This window comes from Rhodococcus sp. P4_F3_2 (genome assembly GCF_056401335.1).
Map to the genome: position 1 here is coordinate 14,193 of NZ_JBFUJN010000008.1, position 16,562 is coordinate 30,754.

16 protein-coding genes are annotated in these 16,562 nt (G+C 62.8%); 7 read left to right on the plus strand and 9 right to left on the minus strand.

Annotated elements, in window-relative coordinates:
* Positions 1 to 79: 79 nt before the first annotated feature.
* The 3 genes from AC1DWA_RS10380 to AC1DWA_RS10390 are packed head-to-tail and all read right to left on the minus strand — an operon-like array spanning position 80 to position 2,924.
* On the minus strand, positions 80 to 1,384 hold the full coding sequence (locus AC1DWA_RS10380; protein ID WP_477845996.1) for an HNH endonuclease signature motif containing protein: 1,305 nt from the start codon (positions 1,382 to 1,384) through the stop codon (positions 80 to 82).
* Positions 1,385 to 1,440: 56 nt separating this feature from the next.
* Positions 1,441 to 2,295 carry an alpha/beta fold hydrolase gene (locus AC1DWA_RS10385; protein WP_256064056.1) on the minus strand — a complete coding sequence of 285 codons (855 nt, stop codon included), beginning with the start codon at positions 2,293 to 2,295 and terminating at the stop codon, positions 1,441 to 1,443.
* Positions 2,292 to 2,924, minus strand: a complete 633-nt coding sequence (locus AC1DWA_RS10390) for a TetR/AcrR family transcriptional regulator (RefSeq protein ID WP_019745918.1) — start codon at positions 2,922 to 2,924, stop codon at positions 2,292 to 2,294. The genes AC1DWA_RS10385 and AC1DWA_RS10390 overlap by 4 nt, the downstream gene beginning before the upstream one ends.
* 68 nt (positions 2,925 to 2,992) lie before the next feature.
* Between AC1DWA_RS10390 and AC1DWA_RS10395 the strand changes: the two genes are divergently transcribed.
* The gene (locus AC1DWA_RS10395) at positions 2,993 to 4,426 is read left to right on the plus strand and encodes an amidase (RefSeq protein WP_477845997.1); all 1,434 of its coding nucleotides are present in this window, start codon (positions 2,993 to 2,995) and stop codon (positions 4,424 to 4,426) included.
* On the opposite strand, the gene AC1DWA_RS10400 is transcribed toward AC1DWA_RS10395, so the two are convergent.
* Genes AC1DWA_RS10400 through AC1DWA_RS10415 form a run of 4 tightly spaced genes read right to left on the minus strand, consistent with a single transcriptional unit; the run spans position 4,423 to position 6,398 of the window.
* Positions 4,423 to 5,061, minus strand: coding sequence for a DUF5701 family protein (locus AC1DWA_RS10400; RefSeq protein WP_020909607.1), 639 nt, complete (start codon positions 5,059 to 5,061; stop codon positions 4,423 to 4,425). The two genes, AC1DWA_RS10395 and AC1DWA_RS10400, sit on opposite strands and share 4 nt — an antisense overlap.
* A gap of 10 nt (positions 5,062 to 5,071) precedes the next feature.
* Positions 5,072 to 5,716, minus strand: a complete 645-nt coding sequence (locus AC1DWA_RS10405) for a TetR/AcrR family transcriptional regulator (RefSeq protein WP_020909606.1) — start codon at positions 5,714 to 5,716, stop codon at positions 5,072 to 5,074.
* Positions 5,704 to 5,967, minus strand: coding sequence for a hypothetical protein (locus tag AC1DWA_RS10410; RefSeq protein WP_019745914.1), 264 nt, complete (start codon positions 5,965 to 5,967; stop codon positions 5,704 to 5,706). The genes AC1DWA_RS10405 and AC1DWA_RS10410 overlap by 13 nt, the downstream gene beginning before the upstream one ends.
* Positions 5,964 to 6,398 (minus strand): hypothetical protein, encoded by a 435-nt coding sequence (locus AC1DWA_RS10415; RefSeq protein ID WP_031331451.1) that lies wholly within the window; start codon positions 6,396 to 6,398, stop codon positions 5,964 to 5,966. The genes AC1DWA_RS10410 and AC1DWA_RS10415 overlap by 4 nt, the downstream gene beginning before the upstream one ends.
* Before the next feature lie 154 nt (positions 6,399 to 6,552).
* Between AC1DWA_RS10415 and AC1DWA_RS10420 the strand changes: the two genes are divergently transcribed.
* Both AC1DWA_RS10420 and AC1DWA_RS10425 read left to right on the plus strand, forming a co-directional pair.
* Positions 6,553 to 7,881, plus strand: coding sequence for a diacylglycerol/lipid kinase family protein (locus AC1DWA_RS10420; protein WP_020909604.1), 1,329 nt, complete (start codon positions 6,553 to 6,555; stop codon positions 7,879 to 7,881).
* 112 nt (positions 7,882 to 7,993) lie between these two features.
* Entirely contained in the window at positions 7,994 to 9,568 is a 1,575-nt protein-coding gene (locus AC1DWA_RS10425; protein WP_477845998.1) for a carboxylesterase/lipase family protein, read from the plus strand.
* 10 nt (positions 9,569 to 9,578) lie between these two features.
* Here AC1DWA_RS10425 and AC1DWA_RS10430 read toward each other — a convergent pair whose 3' ends face one another.
* Positions 9,579 to 11,519, minus strand: coding sequence for a BTAD domain-containing putative transcriptional regulator (locus AC1DWA_RS10430; protein ID WP_477845999.1), 1,941 nt, complete (start codon positions 11,517 to 11,519; stop codon positions 9,579 to 9,581).
* 82 nt (positions 11,520 to 11,601) lie between these two features.
* Between AC1DWA_RS10430 and AC1DWA_RS10435 the strand changes: the two genes are divergently transcribed.
* A complete protein-coding gene (locus AC1DWA_RS10435) occupies positions 11,602 to 12,480 on the plus strand; it encodes an alpha/beta fold hydrolase (protein ID WP_477846000.1) in 879 nt (292 codons plus the stop codon).
* 71 nt (positions 12,481 to 12,551) lie between these two features.
* Positions 12,552 to 13,037, plus strand: a complete 486-nt coding sequence (locus AC1DWA_RS10440) for a hypothetical protein (protein ID WP_020971240.1) — start codon at positions 12,552 to 12,554, stop codon at positions 13,035 to 13,037.
* Positions 13,038 to 13,070: 33 nt separating this feature from the next.
* Here AC1DWA_RS10440 and AC1DWA_RS10445 read toward each other — a convergent pair whose 3' ends face one another.
* Positions 13,071 to 14,048 (minus strand): ABC transporter substrate-binding protein, encoded by a 978-nt coding sequence (locus tag AC1DWA_RS10445; protein ID WP_060937769.1) that lies wholly within the window; start codon positions 14,046 to 14,048, stop codon positions 13,071 to 13,073.
* Positions 14,049 to 14,292: 244 nt separating this feature from the next.
* On the opposite strand from AC1DWA_RS10445, the gene AC1DWA_RS10450 reads away from it, so the two are divergent.
* Positions 14,293 to 15,846, plus strand: coding sequence for an MBL fold metallo-hydrolase (locus tag AC1DWA_RS10450; protein WP_355332711.1), 1,554 nt, complete (start codon positions 14,293 to 14,295; stop codon positions 15,844 to 15,846).
* A gap of 14 nt (positions 15,847 to 15,860) precedes the next feature.
* Entirely contained in the window at positions 15,861 to 16,526 is a 666-nt protein-coding gene (locus AC1DWA_RS10455; protein WP_019745905.1) for a YoaK family protein, read from the plus strand.
* The last annotated feature ends 36 nt before the right edge of the window (positions 16,527 to 16,562 follow it).

Consider the following 16,562-nt stretch of genomic DNA (forward strand, 5'->3'; position numbering starts at 1 on the left):
GAGCACGGCTTTCGGCACCGCATCGAGGACTCCTTCGATGCGGTGCTGGGCCGTGTTCTGTTGTGCCTGAGGTTCGTCCTCAGGTTTTGAAGGTGGTGTTCGCCGGTCGGGGGTGCTGCTGCGGGTCGATCGAGGGTGGTGGGATGAACCACGGTTTGTTGTCGACGCCGATGCGGATCACCCACTTCCCGACGAACCCGGCTTTGCGGTGCATCAATCGATGATGTGAACGGCACAGTAGGACAAGGTTGTTCATCACGGTCGGGCCGCCGTTGGCCCAGTGCCGGATGTGGTGCGCATCGGTCCACGCGGGAACACACGCACAACCAGGGAACGCGCAGCCTTTGTCCCGGGCGATCAACGCCACTCGCTGTTCGGCAGTGACCAACCGTTTCCCGGGTTTCGCATCGAGCGGCGCGCCGTGACCGTCGAGCAGCACCGTGGACAGGAAGCAGTCACACCCGAGGAGTCTGGTCTGCGAGACGGACAGTGGTCCGAGCCAGGGCATGTGCCCGACATCGAGATCCGACACAGCCACAGCAACACCATCGGGCGAGGGTGCGGCGGCGCAGTCCCGGTGCTCCGCAAGATCACGCGCGTTGATGTGCACGTTCACGTGCGGACGCTGACCACCGTCGGTGCCGGTTTTGGCGCAGTCGAGGTAGCGCCGAATCAGTTCGGTGAACCCGTCCGCGGTCCGCTTCGCTGCCGACCGGGCATCGGGGGTTCCATCGGGTGCCGGGGTGGGCATCGTCAGATTCGACAGGGCGGAGAGCAGCATTTCGCCGGTGAGGGCGTCGAACTCGCCGCGCACCACCACCCGGCCGTTCAGTGTCGATGCGATCCGCAACTCGTTGCGGTCGATGTCTTCGGCGGGTGGAATCTCATCGGATTCGAAGATTCGCTCCAAGGTCGCGATGACGTTCCGTACCTTCGTGGTCGTGGCCTCGACACCGGAAGCGGCGGCCAGCAACAAGTCGATACAGCGAGGGAGCGCTTCCTCCGGCATTCCCTTCGGTGGTGATTCGCAGAACGCCACGATCAGCACGGCGTGCTCGAAGGAGCAGTCCCCGACATCGAACCGTGCCGCCACCGCCGGAAACGGTCGTAGCGCTGCACCGAGGGCGGCGATCTTCTTCCCGTCCCGGATTTGCAGCATCGTGTTCGCCGCCAACCACACACCCACCCCGCGGCTGGCAATTACCTGATCATCGGGACGCATCGACAACTCGTCCACCACGGCCACTCGAACAGCCTCGAGGCGAAGAATCTCCGCACTCGCCTCGATAGCGGCAGCACGCAACTCAGAAGCAGGCAACCGCCACAGACGTCCGCGCAACCCCATCGCAGAACCAGACACCACATCCGACAACAGAACACTCATTGAATCCCCCGATCCCCACCCCCAACAATACTCGAACATCAGTTCGAGTCAAGAGGTTATGTGAGGGCGCGAATGAGTGGAGTGGGGTCTGCGACTACGAACAGATGACCGCCCCCGCTGACCTCTTCGAAGCGAGAGTGGGGGATCATCGAGTGGGCCCAGCGGGCAACTTCGATGGGTACGTTCCTGTCGTCGGTTCCGTGCAGGAAAACCGTTGGTACCGAGATGGATTGAAGCAACCCTGGCATCTCGTGGCGATACCTCGCCAAGTCGACAACCCCTGCGGATCCGCCCTGTGCGATCCCTTCGGATGAATCCAGTTGGAGAGCAGGGCGATGCGACTCGTCGGTCATGACGGCCTGATCGGCGGCCGGCCAGATCGAGACGGAGTCGCTGCGCAACTTGGAGAACACTCCGGTTCCCGCAAGCATTGCACCAGCCATGCGGGGAGCCCAGTTGGCGGCAAAGTACAGCGCGGATACCAGTTTTATCCTGCGCCGCAAAGTATCTCGTGGGGCTCCGGGAATCATGGCGCACGCCAGCACCAATTTCGAGACTCGTTCGGGTACGGCCGCAGCGACTGCGAGCGCGTAACCGCCGCCTCCGGAGAAACCCATCAGTGTGGCCGAGTCCAACTCGAGATGATCGATCAGAGTGACGTAGTCGTCGTCCCAGGAATGAAATCCCCTGTCCGCGTGTGGATCTGTGCGCCCGAAACCGGGACGATCGGGGACGATCAGCCGTAGACCCGCCGTCGCAGCCGCGTTGTCGAGCGAGAGCCCCTCGTATCGGCTGCCAGGTGATCCATGAACCACGACTACCGGCCGGCCAGTCGGATCGCCGTACTCGCAGAACGCGATACGGCGCCCCGAGGTGCCACGAATTTCGGTTGTCGTCACGCTACTTGTCATGTTGTGCTTCCTCGCTGCGCGATCGACGCCACGCCATCCAGAATGAGCGTGACTCCGAATTCGAACCTTCGGGCGGGATCGTGATGAAGCGCGAACACCGATGCCTCGCGTCGATCGGCGGGTGCACTGTCGAAAGCTCCGCGTCCCAATTGAATTGCGACGTGTCCGGTCACGAAATCATGCACGGCGCCGTACGCGTAAGTGGCCTGTTCGTCATCGAGGCCGGCCTGCGAAAGCGCTCGCACGACTCGGTGGGCGGTATCGTCGGCGCCGGGCGCTTCCAGTGATGCCTGCCGATGGGCTTCCAGAACGAGAGGATGCCTCATCAGAAGGTCATGTAGACCGTAGGCGAACGCGCGGGCAACCCCGCGCCAGTCGGTCGGCCAGTCGATCGACGAGACGGCTTCTCCCACGAGGGTGGAAATCAGGTCTCGCCTCAACGCGTCGATGCCGCCGGTAGTGCGGTGGACGGACATCGGCGATATGCCCAGTCGCTCGGCGAGCACTCGAAATGAGACCGCGTCCAGGCCGTCCGTATCGGCGATCTCGGCCGCAGCATCGAGTATCTGTCTGTGACTCAATGCTTTTGGTCGACCGGCCCTTGCGGAGCCGGCGGATTCGGATACCATGCTGACAACAATAGCGATACGCGTATCGAAATTACAAGTGCCGATTGACCTACAAGGAGTGCTGCCCCATGACTGATCTCCATCAATTGTCCGCTGTCGAACTCGCCGCAGTGATCGCCGCGAAGCAGGTCTCGATCCCCGAGGTGGCACGGTACTTCGTCGATCGTGCGACCACTTCCGATGACGTGGGTGCATTCACGACGATCGCCGGGGAACATGCGATCGAACTCGCCGAGCAGGCCCAGCGAAGGTTGGACGAGCGGGACGCCGGACCGCTTCCGCGCCTGTTCGGCGTCCCGACGGCCATCAAGGACCTCGACGCGACTCGCGGCATCCGCACGACATTCGGGTCGGCGCTCTTTCGGGACTTCGTGCCGGACGCCGATGACGAGATCGTCGAGGCGATCCGAGAAGGTGGTCTGATCGATATCGGCAAGACGACGGTGCCCGAGTTCGGGGCAGCGTGTTACACCGAGCCGGAAGTTGCTCCGCCCGCGCGCAGTCCGTTCGATCGCACACGAAGTGCTGCCGGTAGCAGTGGTGGCGCCGCGGCCGCCGTCGGCGCTGGTCTGGTGCCGTTTGCTCAGGGAAGTGACACCGCCGGTTCGTTGCGTTCACCGGCAAGTACGTGCGGAGTCGTGGGCCTCAAGCCGAGTCGCGGTCTGATCACGATGGGGGTGGCAGGTCACGACAACTTCGGTTTTGCGAGCAAGGGGCCGATCGCCCGAACGGTTCGCGATACCGCTGCACTGCTGGATGTTCTGGCGACGCGACCTGGCGCCGGGACGATTCACCCGCCCCGGCCGAAGTCGTTCGAAGAGTTTGTCGTTCAGGCAGAAGGATCGCACTCTCGCCCCCTGACCGTCGCCCTCGCTCATGGCTCGGTATCCGGCGGCACGGTGGACCCACGAGTCTCCGAGGCGGTATCGAGGGTGGGCGTCGTTCTCGAGAGCCTGGGACACAACGTGTTCGAACGACCTCAGGTCCGAGACGACGCCTTCGTCGATGCCTTCACCACGATGTTCTCGTCTTTGGCCGGCACCAAGCCCATTCCCGAAGAGTACGAACACCTTCTCCGTCCGATAGTGCAGCACTTACGTGTTCGAGCGAACGAAGTGCCGTCGGGCGATCTGGCCGCGGCAATCGGAGTTGTTCAGGCATGGGCGCGGCGGTGGAGCCTGGATTACGCCGACGCCGATCTTGTTGTCACCCCGACGGTGACAACACCGCCGTTGGCAGTCGGTGAGCTACGTAATGACGAAGACCCCGCGACCGAACTGATCGACATGGTCGCTTTCACGGGAAACACCATCGTCGCCAACGCAACTGGATTCCCGTCGATCAGCTTGCCACTCGGTTGGACGGAAGACGGTGTTCCACTCGGCGTGATGATCTCGGCGAAATGGGGTTGCGACGCAGAATTGCTCTCTGCCGCTGCAATGCTGGAGAACGCGATGCCGTGGAAGGATCGATACCGATTCGACCGCGCAACCGTGCTCTAACCCGGGAGCGACGTCCGCCCGCCGGCCGATGCAAACCCCAACCACGTGTGGCGGTTACCCCACCAACACCACCCGACTTTCGGGGCGTTGCGGTTGTCTTTGCCGTCCCGGCCGGTTCCGTTGCTGATCCACACAGCCGGGGTTCTGGTGTCGAAAGATCCGTCAGGCTTACGCAATCGGGAGCCGATCGTCATGAAGCACTTTCCGCGTTCGAGGACGTCGGGGCGCTGCAACAGCCAGTGAATGCCTTCGGTGAGGGTCAGCGGCGTACGGTCGGCATCAACGATCGCGGGAAGTGCTTCGTCCGGGCTCCAATTGGCCAGGTGATCCCCGCGGTCGACTTCACCGAGCAGATACATCGCGGTATCAGGCAACGCGGCCGGCTCGGTAGGAGCGAACAGATCGACGTCGGCCATGTCGACGACAATGAAGCCCCGCTTGTTCTTGTGCTCGAGCAGGGGAGTCAAAATGGAAGCTGGAGCGAGTTTTTCGTGCACGGTAAGCAGTCCCACCTCACCTTGTCCGGCTGCGGCGGCTGCCCTGACGTCGCCGGCAGAAAGCCCGGCCATCTCGTGTACCCCGAGTTCGATCAATCGTTCGGCCTGCTGATCGATGGGCGGGAGGTCGAAGTGCATACCTGCGATCCTACCGATCGTGAGCAGGCCGATCGGTGGGATCGGCGGTGAGGGAAGTCGGCCACGAGACGCCCAACGCGCGCATGATGAACGGGACGGTGGTCGCCACGACAGTGTCCACTCGGTCGCCGGCCATGAGCATCGGGCGACGGCTTTCCACGCAGGCGAGGATGAGTTGCGCGGACGCGGCAGCATCGGAATCGACAAAGACGCCGGCGTCGACACCTTCCTGGACGAGCTGTTCTACCAGAACCGACAGCGGGACAATATGTTCGAGGAAACTTTCGCGATCTTGCGCAGACAGCAATTCGACCAACGCGATTCCCGTGAATCGCTGCAGTGAGAACTCGACGAGCGTCAGTTTGACGAGGATTTCGATTCGGTCGACAGGATTCTCGCGATCCGCGAGTTCACGCTCGGCCAGGAGCAGGAATCTGTCCATCTCCCGGGTGGACCAGGCAAGCAGTAACGCAGATTTGTCGGGGAAGTAGTTGTACACCGCGGTCCGTGAGACACCGGCTGCCTGGGCCACAGTCTGCAGCTTCACGTTTTGCCAGCCCTGCTCGTGAAGTTCGCGAATGAACGCGTCCAACATGGCTTCTCGGGTCGCGATCTTGTGTTCTGCGGTTGTCGCGCCACCGGTCAGCTTCGGCATGGTCGATCCTCCTGTGTCTGATTCATGGTCACGGGGAGGTCGAACAGATCCGCAACAAGGCGTGGATCACCCTGCCACATCGAGACGGGTACAAGCATCATCTGCTGCGCGATCGAGCGTACGGATCGGCAGACTTCCTGCGCCTCGGCGGCGGTGAGCGTCGTGCGTTTGCGCAATCGCTCCATCTCCGCGGCAGTCAGATCGGTGATCCATTCTTCGGCTGCAAGTGAGAGAGGTGAATCCGGTGTCACGGCCGATCCAACTCGGCACTGGAGAACCTCGAAGTCATCACGGACAGCATGATGACGGCGACGACCGAAACGGCGTGTGCACCCGCCAGCCAGAGCGACTCGGGTGCATGTTTGTGGAGGGTCGGCGCCATCAGCATGGCCATGAGGAGGGCGAGACCCGACAACATCGCGGGGCCGTCGGGTCGGCCGACAAGCAGGCTGACCAGGAGAACGAGCGCGACAACGCTGCAGGCCACGTCTACAGGCGGGTACGTGGTCGGGACGATTCCGTGGACGGTGTCGGTTAGGTTCAGCCCGATCGACACCAATTGTGCGAGGCCCGTCGCGCCGGCCAGCCAGGCCGTCCACCGCAGTCCGTGAAGACCGGCTTTCCGCACCACGGTCAGAGGCTCCTCCGAAGATCCCCATGCTGCGGACGTCGGTGTTGTCACGGGCCTTCTCCTTTTTATGACGAGGTGTCGTCATAAAGTATCAGCGCTGGAAAAGTGGGTTTCCGAGGGTAGGTAATTGGCTAGTCCTGAGGAGACAGACACGGCAATATCAACAGTTGAATATCCGACGAGGCGAACTGCGGGAGGTGGCTCGATGACGACCCCTGTCCGCACGGATCGGCCCTCGTCGAAACAGAGTTGGTTGGCGCGCGCGGCATTTGCTGCGCTGGTTCTTGCCGTCGTGGTGCTCCTGATTTTCGCCGGACTGAAAACCTTGACCATGCTGATCCTGGGGATCGGTGGGGTGGTCGTGTGCGTCGTAGCGGTGTACTGGTTTCTGACCACCCGCGGATTCCTCCGCTGGATCTCGTTGGCTGTGGCGGTTCTGACGCCGATCGTGGTGCTCGCCTTCCTGATCCGAGAACGCCTCTTGTGGGTGGTGCTGCTCTCGATCGGATTGTTCGTCATAGCCGGTATCTGCGCCCGCGCCGCTTTGGAGGGGGAGGAGAAGGAACTGCCGGTGGTCGAGCGACCGGCGCCGCCGCCCGCCAAACCGTTCTTCGTGATGAATCCGAACTCCGGCGGTGGCAAGGTCGAGAAGTTCGACTTGAAACGCAAGGCCGAGGAACGAGGGGCCACGGTCGTACTGCTCGAGGGGCCGGAGAAGATCGACGTGACGGCCTTGGCCAGGCAGGCGGTCGCGGACGGCGCCGACCTACTCGGTGTTGCCGGTGGCGACGGAACTCAGGCGTTGGTTGCCGCTGTCGCGGCCGAACACGATCTGCCCTTCCTGGTCGTCAGCGCCGGGACGCGCAATCACTTCGCCGCGGATCTGGGTCTCGACCTCGACGATCCGTCACGGTGCCTCGACGCTCTTGTCGACGGCGTCGAGGTGACGGTGGATCTGGGTAATGTCGGCGGTCGAACCTTCGTCAACAACGCATCGTTCGGGGCATACGCCGAAGTTGTCCAGAGTCCGGAGTACCGCGACGCCAAAACCAGCACCTTCCTGCAGAAACTCCCGGATCTGCTCGCCGGACGCGCCGGAGCGGTGCTGACCGCGCGCTCCCCGAGCGTGTCCGCGGTGGGTCCACAGGCGGTTCTGGTCAGCAACGGACCGTACGAGATGAACGACTTGGCGGGGCTCGGTCATCGCCCGCGATTGGACCGGGGCACTCTCGGGATCGTGGCGATCTCCGTCGGCAGCGCCCGTCAGGCCGTCGGGTTACTCCATCGGGCGCATCAACGAGGCCTGGCTCAGGGCACCGGATTCGAGGTGATCATCGACGCCGACACCGACGAGATTCCGGTCGGCGTCGACGGTGAGGCTCTGGTGATGCCGACTCCCGTCAGGTGCACGGTCAGCCCGCAGGCACTGAGAGTCAGAGTCCCCCGAGACCGTCCGGGCGTCCGTAGGCCCAGGCATGCCTGGGATCTGGTCCGATTGCGAGAGTTGGCTAAGTTCACGAAATCCGGCGCATGACCTGGCGATAGCCTTGCATGACTGCCAGCAGAGTGAATCCGGCAAACATGTCCGATTTGCACCGGATGCTGGCAGCATTGAGGGCCGGTACGGATCCTCGAGGAGCAATCGAATGACGATCACACCCAGCGAAGCGCCGGTAGTCGAGACAACGTACGGGCCGGTTCGTGGATCCACGGAAGGTGCGGTATCGAGTTGGAAGGGGATCCGCTACGCGGCACCTCCGGTCGGGTCGTTGCGTTTCCGCGCACCCGTTCCGCCACAGCCGTGGACCGAGATTCAAGACGCAACAGAATTCGGTCCGTGTGAACCGCAAAGTCGACTTGCGATGATCCCGCTCGGTGAGAACGTTCCGATGGATGAAGACTGCCTGTTTCTCAACGTATGGGCGCCGGGCCCCGTCGGCTCTGATGAGCCGGGTAAACCGGTCATGGTCTGGATTCACGGCGGTGCGTACTTTCGCGGAGCATCCAGCCAACCACTTTTCGACGCAACCACATTGGCTGAGAACGGTGACGTTGTCGTCGTCTCGATCAACTACCGCATCGGTGTGTTCGGCTTCGTCGATTTCTCGTCCTTCAACTCGGAAGAACACACCTTCGAACCCAATGTCGCTCTCCGCGACATGATTGCAGCGCTGCAATGGGTTCAAGGCAACATCGCGGCCTTCGGTGGTGATCCGAATCGGGTGACGTTGTTCGGCGAGTCGGCAGGTGGCGGCGCTGTGACGACGCTGATGACCGTGCCGTCCGCCCGTGGCCTGTTTCATCGCGCTATCGCCGAGAGTTCCCCCGCCACTTCGGTGTACGGGAGTGAACGTGGCGAGATCGTCGCGAAGCTGTTTCTGGAGATCTTCAGCGGCGGTGGCGATCTGGGTCTATTGCGGTCCACGTCTGCCGAAGACATGATCGGGCCGTCAGACGAACTGTTTGCTCGCGTCCCTCAGGAGACGCCCGGCACTTTGGCGTTCGCGCCGATCGTCGACGGTGATCTGCTCCCTGATTACCCGGTGCGCGCGTTCCGTCACGGCAGTGCACACCCGATTCCGCTGATCATCGGAACCAACAAAGACGAATCTTCGCTCTTCCGGATGATGAAATCGCCGTTGATGCCGATCGATCCCGTCGTGATCACGTCGATGTTCGCGGAGATCGCCGACGAGCACCCTGGGCTCGAGCTACCCGATCATTCGCAGATCGAAGGCGCGTATTCGGGGCTGTCCAAGCTGGGCGCTGGTCTCGGGCTGACCCGTGACTTCGGATTTCGTTTGCCCACGCTGTGGATTGCCGAGGCGCACAGCAAGATTGCACCGACCTGGTTGTACCGATTCGACTACGCGCCGCCGATGCTCAAGGCGCTGAAAATTGGTGCGACCCACGGGACCGAACTTGCCTACGTCTTCGGCAACATCAATCACGGAGCGCGGGACATCACCTACAAATTGGGTGGGCTGAGCGCGGCGCGTCACGTGTCAGAGCGCATGCAGGCTAGGTGGCTGGATTTCGCCAGAGCTGCAGGTGATTACGGCACCGGAGCCGATCGTGAACTGGGTGCGGACCCGGGGTGGCCCACTTACGACACCGACACACGCTCGACACTGTTGATCGACAAGCACGATGCCGTCGTCGCTGATCTGGATTGCGAGATCCGGGAGGCGTGGGGTGACACGGTGATTGCATTCACCTGATGGTTCCGGTCTACTGCAGTGTGGCGAGATAGTGCGAGACGGGTCCCGCTGTGAGCATTCCGCTTCCGGCGCCGGCAATTTCGGCGGCGGCAGGTAAGAGCGCCGCTCGAGCACGCTCCTTGACTCGACTGTCGCCGACTGCAGTTGCCGCCGCGGCAGTCAGGCACCACAGTGCCTCGGAGAGTAGGTCTTTGGGCGGGTCCGGCAATGCCTCGACGGCCTTCGCTGCTTCGTTCGCCTGCCCCTGTGCGATGAGCAGGTGTGGCCGGGCCCAGGGTTCGTACGGGCCCCACTGCGTAGCCGGGTCGAAAATTGCCGGCAGTCCCCGCCACACGCGGAGGGCGAGAATTGCGAGAGGGAGTATGCCGTCCTCGAGACCCGGCATACCGGAACCGGAAAGGTTCACCGCCGCAGCTTCGTACAGCTTCTCGCAGTGCGCCGCTTCCGCGCCGGTAGTGGCCGTTCGCATAGCGCGAAACCAGGTGGTGAACACCGCTGCCAACGGCCGTTCGTGACGTCCGGCCAATCGATCAACTGTCTCGGCGTGTAGCTCGGCTGCGTCGAATTGCCCCAGTGCGCCGAGCGCTTGCATACGGATGAGATGGCCGAGAATCTCGAAGGTGGACAGTCCGTGTCGAGCGGAGAGGTCGACCAGTTCACGGCCGATGCCGTCGCGCTCGGAGGCCAGACCGGTAGTCCAGAACGTCTGCATGAACAATCCGTTCAGAGCGAAAGCCAGGAGACCTGGATCGTCGAGAGCGCGACTGATCTGCACTGCAGCGCGGGCACATTCGAGCCCGCGCTGACCGGACAGTCCGCGCGATTCGAGTGCAATTGTCGCCAACAGTCTGGCCCGAGCGGGTTCGTTGCCGACCGGAAGTCGATCGAGGGTGCGCTGAGCGGCCGCGACGATCTGTGCAGCCTGCCGAGGATCGTCGGATCGTGTCCAGATTCCGGGCACGTCGTAGTTGCCGATGATCCGTGCGGTGAGTTCGACATCGTCCAATTGTTCAGCGGCACCGATGATTGTCAGTCGTTGGTTTCGGGCAGTCTCGAGTCCGCTTCCGCCCGTAACTGCCAAACTTCGGAGCAGGCCGACGGTTGACTCCAATCTCGATTTCGATCCTGCCGCTACGGTCCGGTCGTACGCTGCCGAAACATGAGTGAAGATCTGTTCTGCCGCTACAGGATCCAGGTGGTTTTCGCGGCGGAGAATGTCCGACTCGAGGTCGGTCAGTCGTGGCCCGGGGTCGATGCCCAACTCTTCGGCGAGTAGCTCGCGTGCGCGACGTAGGACTGCCAGAGCATCGCCTTGACGGTTGGAGCGGTACAGCGCGAGAGCGAGTAGTCGCCAACCATCCTCGCGCCAAGGGTGTTCCATGACGTGGGCGTCCAGATCGGGAATCGCTTCGGCAGTTCGCCCGAGATCGAGTTGCGCGGATGCGAAGCGTTCTACGGCAGTCAGACGCAGTTCCTCGAGGCGTGACCGCTCCGATCGAGCCCACGGTTCTTCGGCGAACTCCGCGTAGGCCGGCCCTCTCCACAGTTGGAGCGCGGTTCGGAGCAGTTCGAGTGATTGCGCCGGCGTCGAATCGGCGGCTTCACGTACCAGTCTTTCGAATTCCCAAGCGTCGACCGCGTCGGGTGCAGCACGAAAGGCGTAGCCAGGGCCTTCGGTGACAATGACTTTCGGCTTCGTTCGCGGGGCACGATCCGGTTCGAGCGCGCGCCTCAGTGCGGAAACGAACGTACGTATTGCACTGGTCGCCCCGGCCGGAGGATCGACCCAGAAGTCGTCGACAATCACGTCCACCGGAACAACACGTCCTCGGGCAATGATCAGACGAGCGAGAACCGCTCGGTGTCGCGGGCCCTTCAGATCGATCAACCCTGACGAATTGTTCCACGCGACCACGGGTCCGAGAACTCCGAAAAATGTGTGGTCTCGCATTTCCCCACGTTATCGCGCTCATCGAATGCTCATCGACCACGGCGAGGCTGATTGCCATCACCCCGACAAACGAGAGCGACCGATGACGATCACCATTCCAGGCTTCGACTATCAGCAGATTTCCACAACAGACGGGGTGCGGCTCAACGTCGCGGTCGGCGGAAGCGGAACACCACTCGTCCTTCTGCACGGCTTCCCTCAGACTCACCTCATGTGGCGTCACGTAGCCACTGCCTTGGCGTCGGATCACACTGTCATCTGCCCGGATCTCCGCGGATACGGAGCCAGCGACAAACCGGTCGAGGAAAACCCGGACACCTACTCCAAAAGAACAATGGCTGCCGACATTGTCGAGGTGGCGAAGAAGCTGGGACACGAGAAGTTCGCCCTCGTCGGCCACGATCGTGGTGCGCTGGTTGCCGTCAGAGCTGGGCTGGACCACCCGGATGTGATCACACAGCTCGGTTCGCTGGACGTGCTCCCGACCTTGGATATGTGGGACATCCTGCACGGATCGAATGCTGCTGTGGCGTTCCATCTCTATCTCATGGCTCAGCCACCTGGTCTTCCCGAGCAGATGATCAGCGCCAGCGCCGACGCGTTCTTCGAGCACTTTCTCGACGTGTGGACGCAGAACCGCGAAGCGATTCCGGCAGACGTGCGGGCGGAATACCTGCGCGCCTCACGGGAGGCGGTGCCGTCGATCGTTGCCGATTACCGGGCGTCGGCAGGCATCGACATCGAACACGATCAGGTCGATCGGGATGCTGGCAACCAACTGCATATGCCGGTCACGGTCATTCAGCAGGACTGGGGTTCGATGCTCGGCTACGACGCCGAGGCCCTGTGGAAAGCGTGGGCGCCCGATCTCGAGCACCGCACGCTGTCCGCAGGTCACTTCATGGCGGAAGAGGCGCCTGCCGAAGTGGTCGAGGCGATCCGGACCCTACTCGAGAGGTAGTTTTGACGCTTCTCGGCTGTCGAGGTACTGGCGAGCGCATCACGTGCGTCGCGAATGGACGAGGGGGATCGATGGGTTTCTCGCTGCACTTCATGCGTATGACGAAGGACGTGCAACTCGATGTTGATCGGGCGGCGGTCGCCGCTTTCCTCGATCAGCACGGGCTGCGCGTGGTCGAGAGCCCGTACGGAGGCGAGATCGTCGACCGTGACGACAGGGCATTGACGATCGACGGGGCCTTCTCCGACCTTCATCTCGACTCGCTCGAGCAGAGCGATCCACTCAGTGGTGGAATCTTCCACGCGACGCTGTCGCCTGCCGAGTGCGCGTTCGTCTACGACCTCTGCGCGGCCGCTGGGTTCCTGATCGTCAACCCTCAGGGTGACCCGACGTTTCTCGTTCCCCAGCGCAATCACGAGCCCGACGACGTTTCCGAGTTGGAGGACGTCGTCTGGGTCGAAAGCGCCGAGGAACTGGCGCGGGCGCTCACCGGTGGTTTCCAAGCGTTCCGCGAGTTTCGGGACCGCGTGACAGGACGAGCCGCCGGTGCCGAATGATCGGGGCCCCGTCGGGTTGACGAAGGTCGGATTCTACCGCTTGACCCCGGCCGCCAAGTCGTCGACCAGGACCTTGGCGGTCAATGCGTATCCCGCGGCCTTGTAGTAGTCGAACGGAATCACGCGACCGGCCTGTGCGGCGGGCAAGCGCTGCCACGTCGGCGAGGTGTACACGCTGCCGGAGGCGCTGCGATCCAAGGCGAAGATGACGTCGGCTTCTTCGAGACGGTTGAACTGCTCCGACCCGAGCATCACGCGAAGGTCGGGGCCTTCACGGAGCACCTCGAACCCGAGGTCCTCGGCGACGGCGGTGCGGAAATCGTTCTGGAACCACGCGATCTGATCCTCGGCGGCGGCGACGAAGGCAACCTTCTTGCCGGCCATCAGCGGTTCGACGGTCGGGCGGACCTGAGCTACATGGGCGTCGTACTCGGCGAGTACTTCTTCGGCGCGATCGCTGCGCCCGATGCCGGTGAGGAAGTCCGACATGACTTTGCGCCACTCGGGGGTGAAGTCCTTGCCGACGGGCAGGACCGGTGCGATCTGCTGCATCCGGTCGTTGCCGTACGACCCGGTGTCCCACCAGCCGGCGCTGAGGACGAGAAGGTCCGCGCCGAGGGTCGAGATGTATTCGAAGTTGGGATCCGAAGCACCTTCGGCGAAAATCTCGACACCGGTGGCATCCGGGACCTCGCGGCGAAGGTGTTCGGCGGCGCCGGTCGGGTAGGCGGTCACCGGGTACCCCGCAAGGATCGACAATTCGAGGCCGTCGCGTGGATCGAGGGCAACGACGTTCTGGGGGTCCGTCGGAATGATCAGCTTCTCGTCGCCGCGTGTGAACTCGAAGGTCTCCGCGTTATCGGGCGTCGAACTTTCCGTGCTGCTGCAGGCGGCGAGAAACGCGGCTGCAGCGACGCCCGCGCCGACGCCGAAGAAACCGCGCCGCGTCAGGTTGTCCACGATCGCCCAGTAGTCGCGATCGGTCGTGGAGGGAGAAAGAAGTCGAGTCATGTTTGTTAGGTTAGCCTTAGGGGCTGCCTTCGGGAATGGCGAAACAGCTCCCATGAGCGCCAAGAAATACGGCGAACACGCCAGCGCGCAGAGTGTTGTCGGCGTCACCGGCCCGCCTGAATCACAACCCACTTTCGACCTTTGACGTGCATGACGTCACAACCGGCCGCCTCCTCGATCGCGATTTGGCCCTGATGGCGCCGACTATGCTGGGTGCACCAGCAGTACGATTTCGGAGGTTGCAATGCAGATCACCAGCGTCGGCCACGCAGGATTTCACATCCAGACCGAGGCCGGATCCATCCTGTGTGATCCATGGGTGACCCCGACGTATTTCGCGTCCTGGGTGCCGTTCCCCGACAACACCGAGTTGGACTGGGACGCGCTGGGCAATTGCGACTACCTCTACGTTTCGCACCTGCACAAGGATCACTTCGATCCGAAGAACCTGATCGCGCACGTCAACAAGGACGCCACCGTCCTGCTCCCCGATTACCCGGTGCCGGACCTCAAACGTGAGCTCGAGAAGCTCGGCTTCCACAAGTTCTTCGAGACGGAAGACTCCGTCAAGCACACAGTCAGCGGTCCCAAGGGCGATCTCGACATCATGATCATCGCTTTGCGCGCTCCCGCGGACGGTCCGATCGGTGACTCAGGCCTGGTCGTCTCGGACGGGGAGACCACCTGTTTCAACATGAACGACGCCAGGCCCGTCGACCTGGACCCGCTGACCGACGCCTTCGGGAAGGTCGACATCCATCTGCTGCAGTACTCGGGCGCGATCTGGTACCCGATGGTCTACGACATCCCGAAGGGCACCAAGCGCAACTTCGGGAAGCAGAAGCGTCAGCGCGGCATGGACCGTTGCCGCAACTACATCGCCCAGGTCGACGCTGCCTGGGTTGTCCCGTCGGCCGGCCCGCCGGTCTTCCTCGACGACGACCTGCGTTACCTCAACGACGATCACGGCGACGAGGGAAACATCTTCCCCGACCAGATCACGTTCCTCGAGCAGATGCGCATCAACGGCAACGATCGTGGTCTGCTGATGATCCCCGGCTCGGCCGTCGAACTTCGGGGGAGCGAGAAGGTCGCCCTGACGCATCCCATCCCGGACGCGGACGTCGACAAGATCTTCTCGAACAAGGCCGAGTACATCGAGAAGATGGCGCAGAAGATGGCACCGGTCATCGCCGCGCAGAAGGCTACGTGGGCTCCGGCCGAAGGCGAGCCGCTGCTCGACGGTCTGAAGGCCAAGTTCGAGCCGATCATGGCGCAGTCCGATCTGATCTGCGACGGAATCGGCTACCCCGTCGGACTCGTGATGGGAGAGGAGACTGTCGTCCTCGACTTCCCGAAGCGGATCGTTCGCGAGCCCATCGACGGAGAAGGTAAGTACCGCTACGGCTTCCGCATTGCTCCCGAACTGGTTCGCACCGTTCTGCGTGACGACGAGCCAGACTGGGTCAACACCATTTTCCTGTCGACACGCTTCACGGCGTGGCGCATCGGTGGGTACAACGAGTTCCTCTACACGTTCTTCAAGTGCCTCACCGACGAACGCATCGCATACGCCGACGGCTGGTTCGCCGAGGCGCACGACGACAGTGCGTCTATCGAGTTGGGTGGCTACGAGATTCAGCGTCGTTGCCCCCACCTCAAGGCTGACCTGTCGAAGTTCGGTGTCGTCGACGGCACCAACCTCACCTGCGATCTGCACGGCTGGCAGTGGGATCTCGAGACCGGCCGCTGCAAGACGTCCAAGGGCCACGAGCTGCGCACCAGCAAGCTGAGCTGAACCGAGCTCGTCGGGTGACGGGATACAGCAGGTCGCTGATCGGCCTGGCGACAGCGCTCGCCGGGTTGGCCGGATACGTCGACGCGCTCGGATTCATCACGCTCGGTGGGCCTTTCGTTTCGTTCATGAGCGGCAACATGACGCAGGCGAGCGTCGCATTTGCCGACGGGGTGTGGTCGACCGCGCGGGTGGCAGGCGGCATCATCGTGCTCTTCCTCCTGGGAATCGCGCTGGGAACCGTCGTCACCCACTTCACGGAGCGGTACTCCGTCCGGACGCGCAAGGTCACGGTGCTTGCGGTTGTGGCTGGACTGCTGGCCATCGGTTCGGTGATGAGCAGCCTCGACGTCACCCCAGGCGCGATTTCCGCGATGGCCCTGGCGATGGGAGCCGTCAACTCGGTGTTCCAACGCGACGGTGAGGTGACGATCGGTGTCACGTACATGACCGGTGCGCTGGTCAAGATGGGCCAGCGTCTCACCGGAGCCTTTCTGGGCGGCCCGAAGTGGGCGTGGCTGCAGCACTTCGGGATGTGCGCGGGGTTGATCGCGGGCGCGGTAGTCGGTGCGCTCGTTCATCGGTGGATCGGCCTTCACGCTCTGTGGCCTGCTTCGGCATTCACGGTTCTTCTGATCGCCGTCGCGTGGCGGGTCTCGCCCCCGGCGCCGGCACAGGTGTAGAAAGAGCGGGGTACACAAGCCGGAGTGCGGGGGAAC